Origin of the sequence: Deinococcus metalli, assembly GCF_014201805.1 — a bacterium.
In the GTDB taxonomy this organism is placed as follows: Bacteria; Deinococcota; Deinococci; order Deinococcales; family Deinococcaceae; genus Deinococcus; species Deinococcus metalli.
The window spans coordinates 283,551-305,235 of the sequence record NZ_JACHFK010000006.1 but is presented as its reverse complement, the minus strand read 5'-3'; the positions used below and the strand labels follow the sequence as shown (position 1 = coordinate 305,235).

The following is a 21,685-nucleotide window of genomic DNA, read 5'->3' as shown; positions in this document are numbered from 1 at the left end:
TGTTCAGGCCACAGACCCGTAGACTGATGGGCTTCATGCACGACCACGCCTCCACTCAAGGAGCACGATCAATTTGAAAGACTTCAACAAAGTCCGTATCGCCATCGCCAGCCCGGAGAAGATCCGCGAGTGGAGCTTTGGCGAGGTGGAAAAACCCGAGACCATCAATTACCGCACGCTGAAGCCCGAGCGCGAGGGCCTGTTCGACGAGCGCATCTTCGGGCCGCAGAAGGACTACGAGTGCGCGTGCGGCAAGTACAAGCGCCAGCGCTACGAGGGCAAGGTCTGCGAGCGCTGCGGTGTGGAAGTCACGTCCAGCAAGGTGCGCCGCTACCGCATGGGTCACATCGACCTGGCGACGCCGGCCGCGCACATCTGGTACGTCAAGGACACGCCCAGCAAGATCGGCACGCTGCTCGACCTGAGTGCCGGGCAGCTGGAAAAGGTGCTGTACTTCAGCTCCTTCCTGGTCACCGATCCGCGCAACGCGCAGAAGGACGGCCGGCCCCTCAAGCGCGGCGAGCTGCTCTCGGACGACGAGTACCGCGAGCTGCGCTTCGGCCGCCAGGAGACCTACACCATCCCCAACGGCCAGGAAGCGGTCATCCGTGACGGCGAGTACGTGACGCGCGGGCAGACCCTGGGCGGCAACGTGGTCGCGAAGATGGACGGTCTGGCTCAGTTCCGCTTCCCGCGCCGCGCCGAGATCGCGTACAGCGAGGAAGTCGAGGCGACCCTGCCCGTGCCCGCCGACGCGCTGGTGCAGCAGGACAGCTTCCGCGCCGGCGAGATCCTGGCCGAGCTGGAAAGCGACGTGGAGATCACCGCGCCGGTTGCGGGCACGGCCTTCCTGCACGACATGGGCGAGGACTCGGTGATGGTCGAGCTGCGCGAGAGCGCCGTGGCGCCCAGCGCGCCCGCCTCCGACGACGAGGACGCCGCGCCGGCCGCGCCCGTCCCCGCCGGCGAGATCATCGCCCGCGTGTACATCCCGCACGGCATGGACGTGCAGGTGGCCTACGGCGAGATCGTGGACGCCGGCGCGGTGCTGGCGAGCGCCAAGTCCGGCCAGCGCCTGCGCGTGAGCCGTGACTCCAGCCTCACGGGCGTGACCTTCCCCAAGAAGAAGGGCGACACGACGGTCACCGCCCACTGGGTGCGCCGCGCCGAGTACCCCATCAACCCCACCATGCACGTGCTGGTCGGTGACGGCAGCACGGTCCGCAAGGGCCAGCGGGTCATCGGGGCGATCGACGTCGAGGAGCAGGTCACGGCGGAAGCGGACGGCGTCATCACGCTGCACGCGCCCGCAAGCGTGATCGTGAGCAAGGCGAAGGTCTACCCGTACCAGGACGAGCCCTTGGTCGTCAACGGCGACCGCGTCGAGCCCGGCGACGAGCTGGCCGACTCCGGCAACCTCCGCAGCGAGATCAGCGGCCGCATCGAGATCGACTTGGTGCGCAAGCAGGTGCGCGTCATCGAGTCGTACGACTTCGAGGCGAAGATGGGCGCCGAGGCCGTCAAGGAGCTGCTGGACGACCTCGACCTCGACACCCTGGAAGCTGAGCTGGGCGAGCAGATGAAGGACTCGAGCCGCCACAAGCGCGCCAAGGCGCGCAAACGGCTGGAAGTGACGCGCGCGTTCAAGCGCAGCGGCAACAACCCCACGTGGATGATCCTCAACACCGTGCCGGTCATGCCGCCAGACCTGCGCCCGATGGTGCAGGTGGACGGCGGGCGCTTTGCGACGAGCGACCTGAACGACCTGTACCGCCGCCTGATCAACCGCAACAACCGCCTCAAGAAGCTGATCAACCAGGGCGCGCCCGACATGATCATCCGCAACGAGAAGCGCATGCTTCAGGAAGCGGTGGACGCGCTGATCGACAACGGACGCCGCGGCAGCCCCGTGACCAACCCCGGCTCTGACCGCAGCCTGCGCTCGCTGACCGACCTGCTCGGCGGCAAGCAGGGCCGCTTCCGCCAGAACCTGCTCGGCAAGCGCGTGGACTACTCCGGCCGCTCGGTCATCGTGGTCGGCCCGCAGCTCAAGCTGCACCAGTGCGGGGTGCCCAAGCGCATGGCGCTGGAGCTCTTCAAGCCCTTCCTGTTCAAGGTGCTCGAGGAGAAGGGCGAGGTCACGAACATCAAGCAGGCCCGCAAGATGCTCGAACGCTACCGCGACACCCGCGACACCGTGTGGGACGCGCTGGAAGAGGTCATCGAGGACAAGGTCGTGCTGCTCAACCGCGCGCCCACGCTGCACCGACTGGGCATCCAGGCCTTCGAGCCGGTGCTCGTGGAAGGCCAGTCCATCCAGCTCCACCCGCTCGTCTGTGAAGCCTTCAACGCCGACTTCGACGGCGACCAGATGGCGATTCACGTCCCGCTGAGCGCGCAGGCGCAGGCCGAGGCCCGCATCCAGATGCTGGCGTCGCACAACCTGCTGTCGCCCGCCAACGGCGAGCCGAACGTCAAGCCCAGCCGCGACATCATCCTGGGGATCTTCACGCTGACGCTGCTGCGCAAGGACAACCTGGGCGCCGGCACCGACTTCGCCAGCGAGCAGGACGTCCTGAGCGCCCTAGACGCCGGCACCATCGCCCTGAACAGCCCCATCACGCTGAACGGCCGCGAGATCAGCGCCGGGCGCCTGAAGTACATCTTCAGCAACCCCGACGAGGCGATCATGGCGGTCGAGCGCGGCGAGATCGACTATCAGGATCACGTCCGCATCCGCCTGAACGGCACCACCTTCGACACCAGCGCCGGGCGCGTGATGTTCCGCCGCCTGGTCATGGAGGCCCTGGGCAACCAGGCGCACCTGGTCGACACCCTGGTCAACCTCGAGACCGCGTACGAGAAAGACGCCCTCAAGGACATGGTCATGGCGTGCTTCAAGCACCTGGGCATCGAGGCGACCGCCGGGCTGCTGGACGCCCTGAAGGACTCGGGCTTCAAGCTCTCCACGTCCTCGGGCATCACCATCGGCATCGACGACATCGTGATTCCGCCCAGCAAGCCCGAGATCCTGGCCCGCGCCAACGCGCAGGTCGCGGAGATCGAGCAGAACTACGAGTTCGGCTTCATGACCGAAGAAGAGCGGTACAAGCAGGTCGTGCAGCTGTGGAACGACACCAAGGACGAAGTCAAGAACGCGATGTTCGAGAACTTCGGCCAGAACTACCCCTTCAACCCGCTGTGGATCATGAGCCAGTCCGGCGCGCGTGGGAACGCGCAGCAGATCACGCAGCTCGCCGGGATGCGCGGCCTGATGGCCCGCCCCGACGGCAGCACCATCGAGGTGCCGATCCTGGCGTCCTTCCGCGAGGGCCTGACCGTGCTGGAGTACTTCATCAGCACGCACGGCGCGCGTAAGGGCGGGGCCGACACGGCGCTGCGCACCGCCGACTCCGGCTACCTGACCCGCAAGCTGGTGGACGTGGCCCACGAAGTCGTCGTGCGCGACGTGGACTGTGGCACCACCGACTACAGCACCATTAGCCTGGGCGCGACCGATGACCGCACCGGCGAGTGGCGCAGCCGCAAGGCCAGCGAGATCGAGACCTCGATCTACGGCCGGACGCTGACCGCCGACGTCGAACTGAGCGGTGGCCGCACCCTGCGCGAGGGCGAGATGCTGTCCCTGGAAGACGTCAAGGCGATCACCAAGGACGCCAAGCAGCTTCAGGAGATCTACGTCCGCACCCCACTGAACTGCCGCGTCAAGAGCGGCGTGTGCCAGAAGTGCTACGGCTACGACCTGTCACAGGCCAAGCCGGTCAGCATGGGCGAGGCGGTCGGCGTGGTCGCTGCCGAGTCCATCGGCGAGCCCGGCACGCAGCTCACGATGCGCACCTTCCACACCGGCGGCGTGGCCGGTAGCGGCGACATCACCATGGGTCTGCCCCGCGTGATCGAGCTGTTCGAGGCCCGCAAGCCCAAGGTGCCGGCCCTGATCGCCGACACCACCGGCACGCTGCACATCACGGAAGAAGAGGAACGCTACCTGATCAAGGTGGAAGCCGACGACGCCCAGTACAGCGGCAAGCTGCACAAGGTCTCGCGCGCCACCCGTCTGGCCCCCGACATCCGTGACGGCGTGCGCGTCGAGGCCGGGCAGCAGCTCACGCGCGGCGCGGTCAACCCCCACGACCTGCTGGAACACAAGGACAACGAGTCTGCCCAGAAGTATCTGGTGGACGAAGTGCAGCGCGTGTACCGCTCGCAGGGCGTGAAGGTTCACGACAAGCACATCGAGGTGATCATCCGCCAGATGCTGCGCTACGTGGAGATCGTGGACGGCGGCGACACCGACCTGCTCGAGGGTCAGACCGTCGAGCGCTGGGAAGTCGACCAGGCGAACGACGCCCTGCCCGAAGGCAGCACGCCCAGCTCGTGGAAGCCTGTCCTGCTGGGCATCACCAAGAGCAGCCTGACCACCAAGTCGTGGCTGTCGGCGGCGAGCTTCCAGCACACCACCCACGTGCTGACCGAAGCCAGCATGAAGGGCCAGGTGGACGACCTGATCGGCCTGAAGGAGAACGTCATCCTCGGGAAGCTGATTCCCGCGGGCACCGGCCTGCAGACCGTGCGCGACATGCAGGTCGCGGACGACCGCACGCTGGAGAAGTACGGCGAGGCCGGCAGCAGCAGCGACTCCGTGACGGGCGACCGCACGTACGACGACACCCGCCCCGGCATGGTGAACGAGAACGTGACGTACACGAACTGACGCTGATGCTTGATCGTCGATAGCTGATGGTCGAGCGAAGAGCCCCCACCTGGGAACGGGTGGGGGTTTGCCGTTCTACTCAGTCTCTGTCTGCGTACAGCCCGGCGTAGTGCTTCCCCAGGCCGACCAGAAAGCCCATCTCCTCCTTGGTGGTGCGGGCGCTCAGGCGCATCTCGAAGGTGAGGATCAACGCGCCGATGGCGAGCGACGCCGCGCCCAGGATCGCCATGAGCACCGGCACCAGCCCGAAACTCAGGCGCGACAGGCTGGCCGCGCCGATCAGGATGCTGGTCAGGACGAGGAGTGCCACGGCGATGTACATGGCGGTCATGGCGCGCGTCAGGAGCTGGCTGCGCCGGGCGAGGCGCGGGAGCTGACGCATGATCATCTGCTTTTCCTCGCGGGCCAGGGGTTCGGTGCGGCCCTGTTCGCTGACGAGCACCTTGAAGCGCGCCGTGAGCTGCCGCACGCGGTCGGTGGCGCGGCCCACGCGGGTGCTGGTGCTCATCAGCAGCGTACCGGCCCCGCTGATCAGCACGGCGGGCGTAATCATGGACGTGAGGACTTCCAGGCTGGCGTCGGCCATATGCCCGATTGTAGGTGGCCGGATGGGGCTTTCTGGGCGCCCGATGTGAATTGCCTGTCCAGCACGTGAAGTACCGGCATCAGTATTCGATCAACCTTCGCATTCCGTACACCGCGCCTGCGAACAGGGCCGGCATGCTCTGTTCAGCGCCGGCAGGAAGGCCACAGGGGCCGCCACCGGACGGAACAAGGAGACCGACCATGAACAAGCTGCTGATGACCGCCGTTGCCGCCCTGACCCTGACCGCCACCACCGCGTTCGCCGCTGCCCCCCAGGCCTATGCCACGGACGACAGCGGCATGGAGTACACGGCGCTCCAGACGGAGAGCAGCTGGATGGCCGTGGAAGTGCCCCTGACGGCCCTGGGCGGCTCAGTGCCCAGCGACCTGAGCATCGCCGTGAGCGGCCTGCCCGAGGGCACCACCATCGCCCTGGACGACGTGACGACGCGCGGCGATTCGGCCCTGCTGCACGTGACGGTCAGCCGCTCGAACACCACCACCGCCGTGAACAGCGTCGCCACCATCGCCCTGCAGTCGGGCGGGGACGTACTGACCAACGTGTCCATCCCGGTGTACGGCGCCGCCTACGGCGAATAACGTCCGGACGGTGCCTCCAGGACCGTGCCTCCACTCCCCCACTCCGGGGGAGTTTTTTTGGTGTGTGGTCAGCGGGTGCGGGTGACCTTGCTCAGGCCGGGCGGGGCGTCCGGATTCAGGCCGCGGTGCCGGGCGAGGTGCGCGGCGAAGAGGTAGAACGCCAGCGCGCTGGGCAGGACATCCGTGAGGGCGTGGCCGGTGGCGGGCGTGGGCAGGGTGCTGCCCGGAGCCGGGCCGATGGTGCGCAGGTCGGCGCCGGCGGCGCGCAGGTCGTCGTACGCGGCCAGGGTGGCGTCGCGGGCGGCGTCGCTGGGCGCGAAGCCCAGCAGGGGCAGGCCCTCGGCGAGCAGGCGGCGGGGGCCGTGCGCGAACTCGGCGGCGGAGTACGCCTCGGCGTGGATGCCGCTGGTCTCCTTGAGTTTCAGCGCGGCCTCCTGGGCGACGCCGTAGTGTAGGCCACGCGCGAGCACCAGTAGGTTCTCCGCGAAGCGGTAGCGCTGCGCGAGGTCGTCGGCGCTCGCCTCGACGTCCAGGGTGCGCGAGAGGACGTCCGGCAGGCCCGCGAGCGCGGCGCTCAGGGCCTCATCATCGGTCAGAGCCGCAATGACCGGCAGGAACGCGCCCAGGCTGGCGAGGTAGCTCTTGGTCGCCGCCACCGCGCGCTCCTCGCCGCAGCGCAGCGGCAGCACGAACTCGGCCGCGTGCGCGAGGTCGCTGCCCTCCACGTTGACCAGGGCGACGGTCAGGGCGCCGCTGTCGCGGGCCGCGCGGACGTTCTCGACCACGTCGGGGCTGGCGCCGCTCTGCGACACGGCGATCAGCAGGGCGCCGCGCAGGTCGAGCCGCGCGCCGTACAGCGTCAGGACGCTGGGGCCCAGGCTGGCGACCGGCAGGTGCAGGTGCGTTTCCAGCGCGTATTTCAGCACCGTGCAGGCGTGGTCACTGCTGCCGCGCGCGACCGTGACCGCGTACGCGGGCCGGCGCTCCCGCAGGGCCGCGGCCAGGGCGGCCACCACGTCCACGTTCTCGCGCAGCTGGCGGGCGATCACCTGCGGCGCCTCGCGGGCCTCGGTCAGCATCACCGAGTCGGCGGTCATGCGCCCGCTCCGGGAATGGGCACGCCACCCACGTAGACGGCCTGCACGTTCAGGTCGGTGTCCAGCACCACCACGTCCGCCCGCTGCCCGGTGCTCAGGGTGCCGCGGTCCGCCAGGTCCAGCGAGGCGGCGGGCACTGCGCTGAGCATGCGGCTCGCCTCGGGGAGCGGAATGCCGCTGCGGGCCGCGTTGCGCAGGGCCTGGTCCATGGTGAGCACGCTGCCGGCCAGCGAGCCGCCCGGGAGCCGCGCCTCGCCGCCGCGCACGATCACCCGCTGCCCGCCGAGTTCGCTATCACCGTCGCCCAGGCCGGCGGCACGCATGGCGTCCGTGACCAGCGTGACGCGCTCCGGCGCGGCCGCCCGGGCCAGCAGGAAGGACGTGGGATGCACGTGCAGCAGGTCGAGGATCACCTCGAACCACGCGTGCGAATCGGCCAGCAGCGCGCCGGGCACGCCGGGCTCGCGGCCCTCGATACCGCCCATCGCGTTGTACAGGTGCGTGGCACAGGTGCGGACGCCCGCCGCGTGCAGCGTGCCCAGAAACGCGGTGACGGTCGCGGTGTCCGCGCGGGTGTGGCCGATCCCGATCCGCACGCCCGCCGCTCCCATCGCCAGCGCTGCGTCCAGCGCGCCCGGCAGTTCCGGAGCAATGGTCACGGCGCGGACCACGCTGGTCTCCAGCACCTGCCGGACCAGCTCCGGCTCGGGCAGCACCGTGAAGGGCGGCTGCGCACCCAGCCGGCCGGGGCTGATGAACGGCCCCTCCAGGTGCGCCCCGGGGATGTCCGGTCCGCCCGGCACCCCCTGCTGCATCACCTCGCGCACGGCGTTCAGGGCGCGCACCACGTCCTCCCACGGGTTGGTGATGGTGGTGGGCAGAAGCGTGGTCGTGCCGTGGCGCGCGTGGAAGCGGGCGAGCTGCCGCACGCCCTCCGGGCCGTCCATGGTGTCCGCGCCGTCTCCACCGTGTACGTGAGCATCAATGAAGCCCGGCAGGATCAGGGTGGCCGGCGCGTCCGGCAGGAGCGTGATGGCGGCGATGGTGGACGTGAAGTCGAGGTGGCCCGGAACGACGCGGTCACCGAGGACGAGCTGGCCGGTCAGGCGGGTGGCGGGTGTGGACATGCGGTACCTCGGGGCGTGAGCAGGGTGGACGGTCGGCGTTCAGCGTAGTGCAGTGGGCGGCACACCGCGGCGTCCAGTGGTGCCGATCACTGCCCGCCGCGCGGCCGGGGGCTCTGGTAGGCTGCGCGCCATGTGGGCTTCTGACCGCACGTCTGCCGTGCCCGGCAGCGTCTTCTCGCTGATGGACCAGGCCATGGGCCGCGCGCGGGCCGCCGGCAGGGCCGTCATCGACCTGAGCATCGGCTCCTCAGACCTGCACCCGCCGGAGGTCGTGCTGGACGCGCTGCGGGACGCGACGCGCGATCCGGCCACGTACCGCTACCCGATGACCAGCGATACGCGGCCCCTGCGGGTGGCCGCCGCCGCGTACCTGCACCGGCGCTTCGGGGTCAGTGCCGACCCGGACGCCGGCGTGCTCCCCCTGATCGGCGCGCAGGAGGGCCTGGCGCACCTGCTGCTGGCCGTGACCGACCCCGGCGACACGCTGCTGCTGCCCGACCCGTGCTACCCGCCGTACCTGGGCGCCGCGGCGGTGGCGGGCCTGAATGTCGTGACGGTACCGCTGCGCGCCGAGGCGGGCTTCCTGCCAGACCTGGACGCCGTGCCGGACAGCGTGCGTCCACGCGTGCTGCTGCTGAACTACCCCAACAACCCGACCTCCGCCGTGGCGGACGCGGCGTTCTTCGCGCGGGCGGCCGCGTGGTGCCGGCAGCGGGGCACGCTGCTGGTGCACGACAATCCGTACGCGGAACTCACCTTCGGGGCCTACCGCGCGCCCAGTGCCCTGGAGGCGGGGCTGGACGGCATCGTGGAACTGCACTCGCTGAGCAAGACGCACCACATGGGCGGCTTCCGGGTGGGCTTCGCGGCAGGCGACGCCGGCGCTCTGGCCGCGCTGGCGCGCGTGAAGGGCGCGGTGGACTTCCACCCTTACCTGGGCATCCAGCGCGCCGCGACGGTGGCGCTGGGCCTGCCGGACGCCGTGGGGCGGGTGGGCGCGGCGACCTTCGAGGCCCGCCGCGACGCGCTGGTTCCCGCCCTGCGGGCCCTGGGGTGGGACGTGGCGCTCCCGCAGGCGAGCATGTTCGCGTGGGCGCGCGTGCCGGGCCTGACGGACTCGGTGGCCTTCGCGCTGCGCGTGGCCGAGCAGACCGGCGTGGCCCTCAGCCCCGGGCGGGCCTTCGGCACGCAGGGCGAGGGCTTCGTGCGCCTCGCCCTGGTGCAACCGCCGGAGGTGCTCGCCACCGCCGCGCAGGCCCTGGCGAGCGCCGGGGTATCACCGGTGGCGGTGGCGTAAGGTCTGGCGACCCCAAGGAAGCGTGGAGCGTGCCTCTGGGTTTGCTCAGGGATCAATCTCATCTGGAGCACGTTTGATTCGACCCTGTCCTTTATCATGAACTCATCCCTATGACAGCCTTCCAGTCCCCCCATGCGCCGCTGCATATCCTGCTGGTCGAGGACAATCCGGACGACGCCTACCTGACGCGGGAAGCGTTTGAGTCGCTGGAGCCCACACCGACCTTCTCGGTATGTTCGGATGGTGTGGACGCCATGGACTACCTGCACCGTCAGCTCAGTGACCAGCAGGCCCTGCCGGACATCGTGCTGATGGACCTGAACATGCCGCGCATGGACGGTTTCGGGCTGCTGGAACACCTCAAGCGCGATCCGGCCCTGCGCGCCCTGCCCGTGCTGGTGTTCAGCACCAGCAACGCCCGCGAGGACGTGCGCCGGGCCTACGAGGCCTATGCGAACTCGTACATCTGCAAGCCCCGGCTGTTCAGCGAGTACGAGGACGTCGTGCAGGCGGTGCGCACGTTCTGGCTGCGCACCGCCTCCCTGCCCAGCTGACCCTGCAGCAGGAAACAGAGCGGCCCGGCGCATTGCCGGGCCGCTCTTGTGGTGGAGGTTCCGTGGCGAAGCGCGCGCCTCCGTCAGACCGCCTCGGTGGCGGCGAGGCGGTCGAGCACGCTGGGGTCTTCCAGGGTGCTGGTGTCGCCCTCGATGGCGCGGCCCGCGGCGATCTGGCGCAGGAAGCGGCGCATGATCTTGCCGGAGCGCGTCTTGGGTAGGGCCTCGGCGACGATGATCGCGTCGGGCCGCGCCAGGGCGCCGATCTCCTTGCTGACATGGGCGCGCAGGGCGGCGGGATCGACAGTGTGGCCGCCCTGCGGGGTGATGAACGCAACCACGCACTCGCCCTTCACGTCGTCGGGGCGGCCGACCACGGCGGCCTCGGCCACGCTGGGGTGCGCGACCAGGGCGGATTCGATCTCCATGGTGCCCAGGCGGTGCCCGGACACGTTCAGGACGTCGTCCACGCGGCCCATCACGGTGTAGTAGCCCTCCGCGTCGCGGCGGGCACCGTCGCCGGCGAAGTACACGTGCGGAATCTCGCCCCAGTAGCTCTTGCGGTAGCGTGCGTCGTCGCCGTACACGGTGCGGAGCATGCTGGGCCACGGCTTCTTGATCACCAGCAGGCCGCCGTCGTTCGGGCCGAGTTCCTGGCCCTCGCGGGTCATGATCGCGGCGTCCACGCCGAACATCGGCAGGCCGGCACTGCCGGGTTTGCTGGGGTACGCGCCGGGCAGGGTGGTCAACATGATCGAGCCGGTCTCGGTCTGCCACCACGTGTCCACCACGGGGCAGCGCTCGCCGCCGATCACGCGGTAGTACCACATCCACGCCTCGGGGTTGATCGGTTCGCCCACCGAGCCGAGCAGGCGCAGCGAACTCAGGTCGTAGGCGTTCGGATACGCGTCGCCCTGGCGCATGATCGCGCGGATGGCGGTGGGCGCGGTGTACAGGATCGTGACGCGGTGCTTCTGCACGATGTCCCAGAAGCGGCCCCAGTCCGGCTGGTTGGGCGCGCCCTCGTACATCAGGACGGTCGCGCCGTTCAGCAGCGGTCCGTAGACGATGTAACTGTGCCCGGTGACCCAGCCGACGTCGGCGGTGCACCAGTACACGTCGTCGTCGCGCAGGTCGAACACCGTGCGGGTGGTGAGGTACGTGCCGACCATGTACCCGCCGGTGGTATGCAGGACGCCCTTGGGCTTGCCGGTGCTGCCCGAGGTGTACAGGATGAACAGCGGATGCTCGCTGTCCACGGGCACGGCGTCGTGCTCCTCGCCGGCGCCGGCCAGCAGGTCGTGCCACCACACGTCGCGGCCCTCCTGCATGGGCGGGTTGCTGCCCCCACGGTTCACCACCACGATGTGCTGCAGGCCCGGCGTGGTCCTCGCGGCCTCGTCGGCGTTCGCCTTGAGGGGCACCAGGTTCCCGCGCCGCAGGCCGCCGTCAGCGGTGATCAGCACCGTGCTCTGCGCGTCGTTGATCCGGTCGGAGAGGGCGGACACCGAGAAGCCCCCGAACACGACCGAGTGCGCCGCCCCGATCCGCGCGCACGCGAGCATGGCGATGGCGGCCTCGGGGATCATGGGCAGGTACAGGGTCACGCGGTCGCCAGCCTGCACGCCCAGGCCACTCAGGGCGTTCGCGGCCTTCTTGACCTCGGCCAGCAGCTCGGCGTAGGTGTAGGTGCGGACCTCGCCGTCCTCGCCCTCCCACACGATGGCGCGCTTGTCGCCCAGGCCGCGCGCGACGTTGCGGTCCAGGGCGTTGTGCGCGATGTTCGTCTGCGCGCCCACGAACCACTGCGCGTGCGGCTCCTGCCACTCGAGCACCTGCGTCCACGGCGTCATCCACTCCAGTTCGCCCGCCACGTCGGCCCAGAAGGTCTGCGGGTCGTCGATGCTCTGGCGGTACAGGCGGTCGTAGTCCTCCCGCGTCACGCGGGCCTGCGCGGCGAAGGCCTCGCTGGGCGCGATCACGCGGTCCTCGTGCAGCATGGCGTCGATGTGGTCGGACAGCGGTGTGGTCATGGAATCCTCCGGGCCGGTTCGGAATCGGGATGCGCCGCTCGGCGCGGCTGGCGATAACGTCGTGTTGGCAGCACTCTAACGCGCCCGAGGTGGGATTCAGGACGGGCGTTACTGCGCGGGTACTGGAGCCGGGGCCGGGCCGGAGCTGGGCCGAAAAAGCCGCGCCTGGACACCCCTCCAGGCGCGGCCAGCGGTGACGCTCAGTCGTGCGCGGCCACGGTGCCGTCGGTGCCGGCGCCGGTATACGCCCGGAACTGCATCTCCTCGAAGTCACGGTCGTCCTGGGCGGCGTTGCGGCGGGACGCACCCAGCAGGGTACCCACGTACGCGAACAGGAACCCGACCGGAATGCTGACGATGCCCGGGTTCTCCAGTGGGAAGATCGCGTTGGCCTGAATCAGATGCCGCCCGGTGGTCAGCGTGTCCGGGTCGATCTTCATGATGTTGGGGCTCAGCGCGATCAGCAGCAGCGTGAACAGGATGCCGCCCACGATGCCCCAGATCGCGCCGGTGGCGTTGAAGCGGCGCCAGAACAGCGTGAACAGGATCACCGGCAGGTTGGCGCTGGCGGCCAGCGCGAAGGCCAGCGCCACCAGGAAGGCCACGTTCTGCGTCTTGGCGGCCAGCCCCAGCAGGATGGCGACGACACCCACCCCGATGGTCGCCACGCGGGCCACGCGGAACTGGTCGGCCTCGCTGGCCTGCCCGCCCTTCAGGACGCCGTTGTAGATGTCGTGCGTGAACGACGTGCTGGCGCTGATGGTCAGGCCCGCCACGACCGCCAGGATGGTCGCGAAGGCCACGGCGGTCACGAAGGCCAGCCCGAACTCGCCGCCGGCCGTGCCCGCGCCGCCGAACAGCGCCTCCGCGAGCAGCGGGGCGGCCATGTTCCCGGCCTTGTTGGCCGCCTCGATGGCGTCCTTGCCGAGCAGGACATTGGCGGCGTTGCCCATGAAGGCGGTCATGACGTAGAACGCGCCGATCAGCACCATCGCCCACACGACGCTCTTGCGGGCGTCCTGCGCGGTGGGCACGGTGAAGAAGCGCACCAGGATGTGCGGCAGCCCGGCCGTACCGAGCACCAGCGCCAGGCACAGCGAGATCAGGTCGATGGGATTCTTGTACTTCACGCCCGCGCCCAGGAACTCCGCGCCGTTCTTGGCCTCCACCTGCCCGAGCAGGTTCGAGAACGAGAAGCCGAACTTGGTGAGAATCAGCAGGGTCATGACGATGGTGGCGAACATCAGCAGCATCGCCTTGATGATCTGCACCCACGTGGTCGCGAGCATGCCGCCCACCACGACGTACACGATCATCAGCACGCCGACCAGCGGAATGGCGATGTCCGCGCTGATGGCCCCGCGCGACAGCAGGCTGATCAGCGAGCCCGCGCCCACGACCTGCGCGATCATGTAGAAGGTGCTGATGACGATGGTGCTCACGGCCGCGTAGGTCCGCACGCGCGGGTCTTTCAGGCGGTAGACCAGCATGTCCGCCAGGGTGTACTTGCCGAGGTTGCGCAGGGGTTCGGCCACGATGAACAGCACCGTGAGGTACGCGATGAACCACCCGACCGAGTACATGAAGCCGTCGTAGCCGTTCAGGGCGATGAGGCCAGTGATCCCCAGGAACGACGCGGCGCTCATGTAGTCCCCGGCGATGGCGATGCCGTTTTGCGTCGCGCTGATGCGGCCCCCGGCCACGTAGAAGTCTCCGGCGCTGGTGTTGCGCCGGCTGGCCCAGAAGGTCACGCCCAGCGTGATGGCGACGATGATCGCGGCGAGGAGGAAGGTCACTGGCGGGCCTCTTCGGCCAGGCGGTCAAAGGCGCGGGCACGGACCACGTAGATGTACGCCATGACCCACCCCATCACGAATTCCAGGAAGGCCAGCACGTACCCGAAGGTGACGTTCCCGAAGACCTTGGTGGCCATCAGCGGCTTGTTGTACCCGGCCAGCACCGGCAGCAGGAAGTACAGCACCAGGAACGTGACGGTCATGGTGACCGTGAAGGCGTTGCGCTGCGCGACCAGTTGCTGGTACGCGGCGTTCCGGGCCGGGACGGGACTCGGGCGTGATCGGGATACGGTCATGCGTGCCTCCTGCGGGCGAGCGTGGGCCGGTCGGCCCGATTGGAGTTGTGTGACTGCTGCCAGCGTAGAAGCGTGACCCGGCGAAATCAATGGATGAGCCGAATGGGGGGTGTTCCCGACGACGGAACAACCGCCCGGCACCCGGCTCCAATGGGCAGGAAACGGGCCGGCGGCGCGTCTCCAGGCCGCTTTCGGGCGTCCGTGGATCATCTAGACATCAGTGGACAACACGTTCAACGAGCCAGGGCAACCGCTGTGGGCGGGAATGCGGCGCCACCCGCTGAAATCCAACGGTGCAGCGCGTATCGTGGACCCGATGCTCCGCGACCAGTTGGCCCGGCCCCTGCGTGACCTGCGCATCAGCGTGACCGACCGCTGCAACCTGCGCTGCACGTACTGCATGCCCGCAGACGTGTTCGGCCCGGACTATGCCTTCCTGCCACGCTCGGAACTGCTGAGCTTCGAGGAGATTGAGCGGCTGGCCCGCGTGTTCGTGGAGCTGGGCGTGCGCAAGCTGCGGATCACCGGCGGCGAGCCCACCCTGCGGCGGGGGCTCCCGGCGCTCATCGCCCGCCTGACGCGTCTTGAGGGCGTGGAGGACGTCGCGCTGACCACCAACGGCCTGCTGCTGCCCCGGCTGGCCGGGGAGCTGAAGGCGGCGGGTCTGCACCGCGTGACGGTCAGCATCGATTCTCTGGACCCGGAGATCTTCGGACGGATGAACGGCCTGGGCACCCACCCGCAACGGGTGCTGGACGGCATCGAGGCGGCGCTGCACGCGGGCCTGGGCGTGAAGGTGAACACGGTGGTGCAGCGCGGCGTGAACGAGGACGGCCTGCGCGAACTGTGGCTGGCCCTGCGCGATAAAGCCGTGGTGCGCTTCATCGAGTTCATGGACGTGGGCAACCACAACGGCTGGAACCTGGACAGCGTGGTGCCGTCGCGCGAGGTGCTGGCCCGCCTGAGCGAGGGCGGCGACGGGGCCGAATTCCAGCCCGCGAACGCGAACTACCGGGGAGAGGTGGCAGCCCGCCATGTGGGCGCCCAGGGCCACGAGGTCGGCCTGATCTCGTCGGTGAGCGCGCCGTTCTGCGGCGACTGCTCGCGGGCGCGGCTGTCGGCGGTCGGGGTGCTGTACACCTGCCTGTTCGCCGGGCACGGCACCGACCTGCGCGCGCCGCTGCGGACCGGGGCCAGCGACGCCGAGGTGCGCGCCGTGATCGAGGGCGTGTGGGCAAGCCGCCGCGACCGCTACTCCGAGGAGCGCGGCGAGGCCACGCCCGGACGCGCCGGCAAGGTTGAGATGTCGCATATCGGCGGCTGAGCGCCCACGGACTGACCCGCCGTTGTTGTCCCCAGTTCGGGAACAGCCCAGACAACCTTGTGTCCTGTGGACACTAACCCTAAGATGAGATGAAGCCCCGCCTGCCAGCGGACGCCACCGGAGGGATGCATGGCGAAGTACCCGCTCATCAAATCGACCCTGAAAGACCGCCTGCTGGGCGGCCATTACACCGAGGGCCTCCCGCTGCCGAGCGAACCGCAGCTCGCCCGCGAATTCGAGGTGTCCCGCATGACCGCCCGGCGCGCCATCGACGAACTCGAACGCGAGGGCTACGTCTACCGCGTGCAGGGCGCCGGCACCTTTCCCACCGGCAAACGCTTCCGCCAGGGCATGTTCCGCGTGCGCCCCTTCAAGGAATGGGCCCGCCACCCGGACCACCGCACCACCGTACTGCGCGCCATGCAGATCGAGGCCACGCCCGAGATCGCCATCGTGCTGCAGATCCAGCCCGGCGACCCCGTGATCTTCGTCCACCGCCTGCGCACCGCCGGCGACGAGGCGCTGGTGATCGAGAAGCGCTACATCAACGCCGCGCTGGTGCCGGCGCTCCTGGAACACAACCTGGGCGTCGAGAGCATCCACGAGACCATGGTCACGCTGGGCGTACCGCTGCAACGCGTCGAGCAGAACCTGGAGGCCGTCAACCTGCGCCAGGAGGAGGCCGATCTGCTGCGGGTGCCGCTGGGCACCGCCGCGTTCCTGCTGCGCCGCACCACCTACAGCGGCCAGCGCCGCGCCAGCTACGTCAACTACTGGGTGCGCGGCGACCGCTACGCCTTCCAGGACACCTTCGAGCCCTGAGCTGCGGGCTTCGAGCCCACACCTCACAGCCCAAAGGCGAGCGCCGCCTCCATCACTGGAGGCGGCGCCGCTGATTGGGTCTTACTTGCCGGCTTTCGCCGCGTCCACCAGGGCGCGGAAGGCGTCCGGTTCGCGGGCGGCGATGTCGGCCAGCACCTTGCGGTTCAGGTCGATGCCGGCGCGCTTCAGGCCGCCGATGAAGGTGGAGTAGTTCATGCCGTGCAGGCGGGCGCCCGCGTTGATGCGCTGAATCCACAGGCGGCGGAAGTCACGCTTCTTGTTGCGGCGATCCCGGTACTCGTAGGTCGCGGCGTTCAGCAGGGTCTGGAAGGCGTTGCGGTACTGCTTGCTGCGGCTGCCCCAGAAGCCCTTGGCGCGCTTCAGGACTTTCTTGTGGCGGCGGCGGCGGATGATCCCGGTCTTGGCGCGAGGCATCTACTTCACTTCCCCTTCGGCAGCATGAGTTTCATGCGCGCCCATTCACTCTTGGCCAGGACGAAGCCCTTGCCCTTGCCGCGGATCTCGTCGCCGCTCTTGCCGGTGTTCTGGTGGCGCTTGCCACTCTTGAACGCCATGACCTTGCCCGTGCCGGTGATCTTCACGCGGCGCTTGGCCATCTTGTGCGTCTTCATCTTGGGCATGGTTGCCCTCCTTCGTAGTCCGGTCGCACTTCCTGGGAAGGCTTCCGTCTGGGGTTCGGGCCGCTGGACGGTGCCAGCCGTTGGTCGCCCTGCCCCACTTGACCAAGAGAGAACTCTACACGAGGACGGGGGAACGGGTCAAGGCTGCCGGAAGTACTGCTGCGTGCCGGTGTGGACGGAGCCGCTCTTCTCGAAGATGCGGCGCATGGCGTGGTTGTCGGCAGCGGTGACGCCGCCGTGCCGGTCGTGATCGTCACTCAGGCGGGCCAGCAGGTGACGGTGCAGCCGGGTCCCGAGGCCGAGACCACGCCGGTCTGGCCGCACACCGATCATGTCCACGCCCCCGTACCCCGGTTTCGCCGGGCCATACGCTCCGAGGGCCACCGGGGCCGCGTCGTCCGCACCGGCGGCCAGGGCCACCAGCGTCCACCCCCGCCGGTGGCCCTCAGCGTGACCGAGGGCGGACCGGCCGAGCGCGGCGAGCAGAGATTGGATCTCCGCGTGGGCCAGCAGCTCCGCGCCGCCCTCGCTCGCGTGCGGGTCGGGCGCAGGGCGAGCCACCGTCAGATCCGTCTCGTAGATGACCTGGGTATCGTCCAGTACCCAGCCGGCCGCGAGCACGGAACCGTGTCCCACGGCGGCGCGCGAGCTGTCCAGCACGAGTTGCCGTTCGGGCATGACCTGAAATCTGCGACGGACTTCGAGCAGGAAGGCCGTGACCGCTGCGGCGGGCGCGTCGGCGCGCAGGTGGGGAAAGACGTAGGGATGCGGCATGGCACCGAACGTCACACTGCCCTCGACACCGCGCGGTGTGCGGAGGATCAGCGTGTCCGACAGGGTGACCTCGCCGCGTTCGACCCGGCCCCGGAAGGTCTCCATCAGCCGGGCAGCCGCGGTGGCGTCGGGGTGCAGGGCGTACAGATCGGGCAGGGTGTCAGGGGTGGCCGGCTCGATGGTGGCGCTGTTCAAGGACGTGACCTCGGGTGGGGCCGGTCACCGGGGCGAACCTCAGCAGGCGGTGACCGTGGAACGGACGGCACGCGGGACACGGAGCAGATCGGATCGGGTCATGGGGCACCTCCGGGATACGGCTTCACTGTACGGGGGCCGACGGGCGGTCCGGGACACAGCTGGGGCGGGGAGGCCAGTTCACCTCCACGCCCCAGGCCGCGCTCCCCTACCGCTGTGGCGTCTGCCCGGCCTTCCGGATCGCCTCCAGCAGCTTCGCCACCGCCTGCGCGACGTTGCCGGCCTCGCGGCGCACGTCCGGGTCGCGGGACAGGTGCGTCAGGCGCTCGGAGGCGCGGCGGGCCGCGTCGAGCAGGGCCTCGGTGGGCACGCGGGGCCGGTGCGGGCGGCTCATATGGTCATGTGGGTGGGCGTGAGCCACAGGGCGCGGAAGGGATCGAGCGTGATGGTCGGGCGGTACAGGCTGAAGCCGCTGCCGGTCAGGTGGTCGAGCGCGAACTCGCCCACGTGGTCGCGCAGGGCGTACGACGGAAACTGGATGCGGTGCTCGCTGAAGTTGTACACGCCCAGGAACCGGCCGGCGGGATGGTCGCGGCGCAGCAGCAGCACGCACGGATCGGGGCTGTCCAGCGCCTCGGATTCCACGCTGGCGTGGAGGTGCGGCAACGTCTTGCGCACCTCGATCAGGTGGCGCAGCCCGGCGTTCACCTGTGCGGCGGGCGTCGACGGATCGGCCTGCACGGCCCCTGCGCTGGGCCAGTCCATGCGGGGGCGGTGCACCCAGCGGTTGTCGGCCGCGTGCTCGGGGGTGTCGGCGTAGGTGTAGTCGTTGAGCATGGCCAGCTCGTCGCCCATGTACAGCAGCGGCACCCCGCCGAAGCCCAGGATCACGGCGTGGGACAGCAGGATGCGGCGCACGGCGTGCTCGGTCCACGTGGGGTTGCCGGCGTCCAGCGCGGCTTCCAGGCCCGCGAGGCTGGCGCCGCTGCCGCTGATGCGCCGGTCGCCGGTCTGCGGGTTGTACTGGAACACCAGGCCGCGCGCGAAGGACCCGGGGAACTCGCCGCTGTAGAAGTCCGACAGGAAATGCCGGTGCCCGGCGCCGTTCACGCCGACGCGCGCGGCGTCCGCGTCGCTGATGGCCCAGCCGATGTCGTCGTGGCAGCGCACGTACATGCCCCACGTGGTGTTGGTGGGTTTGGGCGGGAACGCGCGCAGCGCGGCCGTCATCAGGCGCACGTCGCGGGACGCCAGCGAACTCCAGATCTGCACCATCAGGGAGTTGTGGTACGCCATGTCGCTCACACGGCCGTGGTGGTCGCCGGTGCCCAGGTAGTGGATCAGGTCGGCGGGCGCCACAATCGCCTCGGCCTTGAAGGCCACGGCGGGCGCCACGATGCGCGCGCACGCCCGCAGCGCGCGGGTGAGCCAGTGCACTTCCGGCTGGTTCTGGCTGTCGGTACCCAGCCGCTTCCAGATGAACGCGATGGCGTCCAGGCGGAAGACCTCCACCCCGCGGTTGGCGAGGTGCAGGATGATGTCCACGAACTCACGGAACACCGCCGGGTTGCTCCAGTTCAGGTCCCACTGGTAGGTGTTGAAGGTCGTCCACACCCACGCCTGCGCGTCGCCGTTCCACGTGAAGTTGCCGGGCGCGAAGTCCGGGAAGACCTCCGGCAGCGTCCGCTCGAAGGCGTCGGGCTGCGTGCGGTCGGGGTACAGGTAGAAGTAGTCGCGGTACGCCGGGTCGCCGGCCCGCGCCCTGGCGGCCCACTCGTGCTCCTGCGCCACGTGGTTGAGCACGAGGTCGAGCACCAGGCTGATGCCCCGGCCGCGCAGGTCGCGGGCCAGCGCGGAGAGGTCGTCCATGGTGCCCAGGTCATCCCGCACCGCGCGGTAGTCCTGCACGGCGTAGCCGCCGTCGTTCTCGCCGTCGCGGGGGCGCAGCAGCGGCATCAGGTGCAGGTAGGTGACGCCCAGGCCCTGGAGGTAGTCGAGGTGCTCGCCCACGCCCCTCAGCGTGCCGGCGAAACGGTCGGTATACGCCACGTAGCCCACCACGTCCGGGCCCTGGAGCCAGTCGGGACGCAGCAGCCGGGCCTCGTCCAAGCGCCGCAGGTCGGCCGGGCGGGTGTGGAAGGCGTGCAGCAGCACCGGGATCAGGGTGTCGAGCAGATCCTCGGTGCGGTCGCCATACACGGCGCGCAGGCTGGCGACCAGTTCCGGCCCGTAGCGGTCCAGGCGCATGAGAAAGGTATCGGCGTCGCGGTCGTCGTCGAAGGCCAGCCGGAGCTGAGCTGCCAGCTCTGAATTCAGCATGGCCCCCAGCATACGGGGAAATCTGGAACGGGTTCCAAACCGTGGACTGGACAGCGGATGACGACTGAACGCGGTGGGTTCAGCGGGCCACGAAGTCCAGCAGCAGCGTGTTGAACTCGTCGTTGTGCGTCGCGTTCAGGCCGTGCGGCGCGCCCTTCATGACGTGCAGCTCAGCATTCGGCTGGTACTGCGGCACGCGCTGGCCGCTCGCCTCCAGCGGCACGATCTGGTCCTTGTCACCGTGCACGACCAGGGTGGGCACGGTCAGCTTCGCCAGGTCCTGGCGGAAGTCGGTCATGCCGAAGGCACGCACGCATTCCTGCGTGGCGACGGGCGAGGCCTGCAGGTACATCGACGCGGCGAAGTCCAGGAATTCGTCGCCCAGAGCGGCGCCGTGCTCGTCCCAGTTCAGGAAGTTCTTCGTGAAGCCGGCCAGGAACTGCGGGCGGTTCTGGGCGACCTGCTGCACCATGCCCTCCACGTCCGCCTCGCCCAGACCGCCATCGGGGTTGTCGGCAGTCTTGAGCAGGTACGGCGCGACCGACGCGACCAGCATGGCGCTGCGCAGGTGCTGCGTGCCGTACAGACCGGCGTAGCGGCTGACCTCGCCGCCGCCCATCGAGAAGCCGACCACCGTCACGTCCTCCAGACCCAGCGCCTCGATCAGGTCCTTGAGGTCGCTGGCAAAGGTGTCGTAGTCGTAGCCCGTCGCGGTCTTGCCGGACTGGCCGAAGCCGCGGCGGTCGTACGTGATGACCCGGTAGCCGGCGTGACGCAGCGCGTCGATCTGGCCCTCCCACATGCGGCCCGACAGGGGCCAGCCGTGGACGAGGACAACGGGCCGGCCCTCACCGTAGGACTCGTAGTAGATCTCGGTGGCGGGGGCACGGCTGTGGCTGGTCTGGATCGTGGGCATGGGTGAACCTCCTGGGTTCGCAAGGGACACTTTGATGTCAAACTGTCCGGCCCATCGTAGAGCCGGCGGGTCAGCTCCCGCTGAGCCCCACCTTCACGAAGACTCAGCAAACCGTGACGGCTGCCAGAGAGCCGGCTCCGGCCGGGACGCCCACAGCGAATACGCCCCACCCGGATTGGGTGGAGCGCGCCCTGTGCAGATACCCGCCAGGTCAGGCGAGGGTGCCGCGTTCCACATTCAGGTACACGGCCACGTCGTCCATGCTCTCGACCTGCGACAGGGGCACGTAGTGGTGCTGGCCGTCGGGCGAATCGGTCTTGGTGGGCTTGAGCTGGTCGCCATCGAGGTGATCGACGGTGCCGACGTGCTCGCCGTTCACGTCCTTGACCTGCAGGTGCTCGCCGTCCTTCGACAGTCGGTCCTTCAGGTCCTGGGCGATGCGGTCGGTGATGTCTCCGGACTGGGCGTTCTGGGTCATGCGTGCAGTGTGTGCGCCGCGCGTGGTGATCAGATGACGGCCGGGTTCAGGCCAGCGTTACCAGACCTTGAGCGACCCGTCATTCGCCGCGTCCCG

The 21,685-nt window shown here is 69.3% G+C and carries 19 protein-coding genes; 6 read left to right on the top strand and 13 right to left on the bottom strand.

All coding sequences use genetic code 11. The annotated features are described in order from the left end of the window. The first annotated feature begins 73 nt into the window (after positions 1-73). Complete coding sequence (gene rpoC, locus HNQ07_RS13800) at positions 74-4,735, top strand: DNA-directed RNA polymerase subunit beta' (protein ID WP_184112708.1); 4,662 nt, start codon at positions 74-76, stop codon at positions 4,733-4,735. A 79-nt stretch (positions 4,736-4,814) separates the two neighbouring features. Here the strand turns inward: rpoC and HNQ07_RS13795 are convergent, their stop codons facing one another. Beyond that, positions 4,815-5,321 (bottom strand): DUF2721 domain-containing protein, encoded by a 507-nt coding sequence (locus HNQ07_RS13795; RefSeq protein WP_184112706.1) that lies wholly within the window; start codon positions 5,319-5,321, stop codon positions 4,815-4,817. A gap of 200 nt (positions 5,322-5,521) precedes the next feature. Between HNQ07_RS13795 and HNQ07_RS13790 the strand changes: the two genes are divergently transcribed. Continuing rightward, positions 5,522-5,920, top strand: coding sequence for a hypothetical protein (locus HNQ07_RS13790; RefSeq protein ID WP_184112704.1), 399 nt, complete (start codon positions 5,522-5,524; stop codon positions 5,918-5,920). Between the two features lie 68 nt (positions 5,921-5,988). Here HNQ07_RS13790 and HNQ07_RS13785 read toward each other — a convergent pair whose 3' ends face one another. Both HNQ07_RS13785 and nagA read right to left on the bottom strand, forming a co-directional pair. Next, positions 5,989-7,017, bottom strand: coding sequence for an SIS domain-containing protein (locus tag HNQ07_RS13785; protein ID WP_184112702.1), 1,029 nt, complete (start codon positions 7,015-7,017; stop codon positions 5,989-5,991). Beyond that, positions 7,014-8,144 (bottom strand): N-acetylglucosamine-6-phosphate deacetylase, encoded by a 1,131-nt coding sequence (nagA, locus tag HNQ07_RS13780; protein WP_184112700.1) that lies wholly within the window; start codon positions 8,142-8,144, stop codon positions 7,014-7,016. The genes HNQ07_RS13785 and nagA overlap by 4 nt, the downstream gene beginning before the upstream one ends. Positions 8,145-8,274: 130 nt before the next feature. On the opposite strand from nagA, the gene HNQ07_RS13775 reads away from it, so the two are divergent. Both HNQ07_RS13775 and HNQ07_RS13770 read left to right on the top strand, forming a co-directional pair. Beyond that, positions 8,275-9,441 carry an aminotransferase class I/II-fold pyridoxal phosphate-dependent enzyme gene (locus tag HNQ07_RS13775; RefSeq protein ID WP_184112698.1) on the top strand — a complete coding sequence of 389 codons (1,167 nt, stop codon included), beginning with the start codon at positions 8,275-8,277 and terminating at the stop codon, positions 9,439-9,441. Positions 9,442-9,551: 110 nt separating this feature from the next. Then, entirely contained in the window at positions 9,552-9,995 is a 444-nt protein-coding gene (locus HNQ07_RS13770) for a response regulator (protein ID WP_184112696.1), read from the top strand. Positions 9,996-10,078: 83 nt separating this feature from the next. Here the strand turns inward: HNQ07_RS13770 and acs are convergent, their stop codons facing one another. The 3 genes from acs to HNQ07_RS13755 all read right to left on the bottom strand — a co-directional run bounded on the left by acs (position 10,079) and on the right by HNQ07_RS13755 (position 14,120). Continuing rightward, a complete protein-coding gene (gene acs / locus HNQ07_RS13765; protein WP_184112694.1) occupies positions 10,079-12,028 on the bottom strand; it encodes an acetate--CoA ligase in 1,950 nt (649 codons plus the stop codon). Between the two features lie 200 nt (positions 12,029-12,228). Beyond that, positions 12,229-13,824 carry a solute symporter family protein gene (locus HNQ07_RS13760; RefSeq protein ID WP_184112692.1) on the bottom strand — a complete coding sequence of 532 codons (1,596 nt, stop codon included), beginning with the start codon at positions 13,822-13,824 and terminating at the stop codon, positions 12,229-12,231. After that, positions 13,821-14,120, bottom strand: a complete 300-nt coding sequence (locus HNQ07_RS13755) for a DUF485 domain-containing protein (RefSeq protein WP_184112689.1) — start codon at positions 14,118-14,120, stop codon at positions 13,821-13,823. Before HNQ07_RS13755 ends, HNQ07_RS13760 begins: the two co-directional genes overlap by 4 nt. A gap of 316 nt (positions 14,121-14,436) precedes the next feature. Here HNQ07_RS13755 and moaA point away from each other — a divergent pair, with 316 nt between their 5' ends. Both moaA and HNQ07_RS13745 read left to right on the top strand, forming a co-directional pair. Next, positions 14,437-15,444 (top strand): GTP 3',8-cyclase MoaA, encoded by a 1,008-nt coding sequence (gene moaA / locus HNQ07_RS13750; RefSeq protein ID WP_184112687.1) that lies wholly within the window; start codon positions 14,437-14,439, stop codon positions 15,442-15,444. Positions 15,445-15,573: 129 nt separating this feature from the next. Then, positions 15,574-16,266, top strand: coding sequence for a GntR family transcriptional regulator (locus HNQ07_RS13745; protein ID WP_184112685.1), 693 nt, complete (start codon positions 15,574-15,576; stop codon positions 16,264-16,266). An 81-nt stretch (positions 16,267-16,347) separates the two neighbouring features. Here the strand turns inward: HNQ07_RS13745 and rplT are convergent, their stop codons facing one another. From rplT to HNQ07_RS13710, 7 genes are all read right to left on the bottom strand, one after another. Continuing rightward, positions 16,348-16,701, bottom strand: coding sequence for a 50S ribosomal protein L20 (gene rplT, locus HNQ07_RS13740; RefSeq protein ID WP_184112683.1), 354 nt, complete (start codon positions 16,699-16,701; stop codon positions 16,348-16,350). Between the two features lie 5 nt (positions 16,702-16,706). Then, complete coding sequence (gene rpmI / locus HNQ07_RS13735) at positions 16,707-16,907, bottom strand: 50S ribosomal protein L35 (RefSeq protein WP_184112681.1); 201 nt, start codon at positions 16,905-16,907, stop codon at positions 16,707-16,709. 138 nt (positions 16,908-17,045) lie between these two features. Continuing rightward, positions 17,046-17,876, bottom strand: coding sequence for a GNAT family N-acetyltransferase (locus HNQ07_RS13730; protein ID WP_184112679.1), 831 nt, complete (start codon positions 17,874-17,876; stop codon positions 17,046-17,048). A 208-nt stretch (positions 17,877-18,084) separates the two neighbouring features. Beyond that, a complete protein-coding gene (locus tag HNQ07_RS13725) occupies positions 18,085-18,270 on the bottom strand; it encodes a hypothetical protein (protein WP_184112677.1) in 186 nt (61 codons plus the stop codon). Next, positions 18,267-20,195 carry an alpha-amylase family protein gene (locus HNQ07_RS13720; RefSeq protein ID WP_184112675.1) on the bottom strand — a complete coding sequence of 643 codons (1,929 nt, stop codon included), beginning with the start codon at positions 20,193-20,195 and terminating at the stop codon, positions 18,267-18,269. Before HNQ07_RS13720 ends, HNQ07_RS13725 begins: the two co-directional genes overlap by 4 nt. A gap of 79 nt (positions 20,196-20,274) precedes the next feature. Next, complete coding sequence (locus tag HNQ07_RS13715; protein ID WP_184112673.1) at positions 20,275-21,111, bottom strand: alpha/beta fold hydrolase; 837 nt, start codon at positions 21,109-21,111, stop codon at positions 20,275-20,277. A gap of 211 nt (positions 21,112-21,322) precedes the next feature. Continuing rightward, the gene (locus HNQ07_RS13710; RefSeq protein ID WP_184112671.1) at positions 21,323-21,589 is read right to left on the bottom strand and encodes a DUF2171 domain-containing protein; all 267 of its coding nucleotides are present in this window, start codon (positions 21,587-21,589) and stop codon (positions 21,323-21,325) included. Positions 21,590-21,685 lie beyond the last annotated feature (96 nt).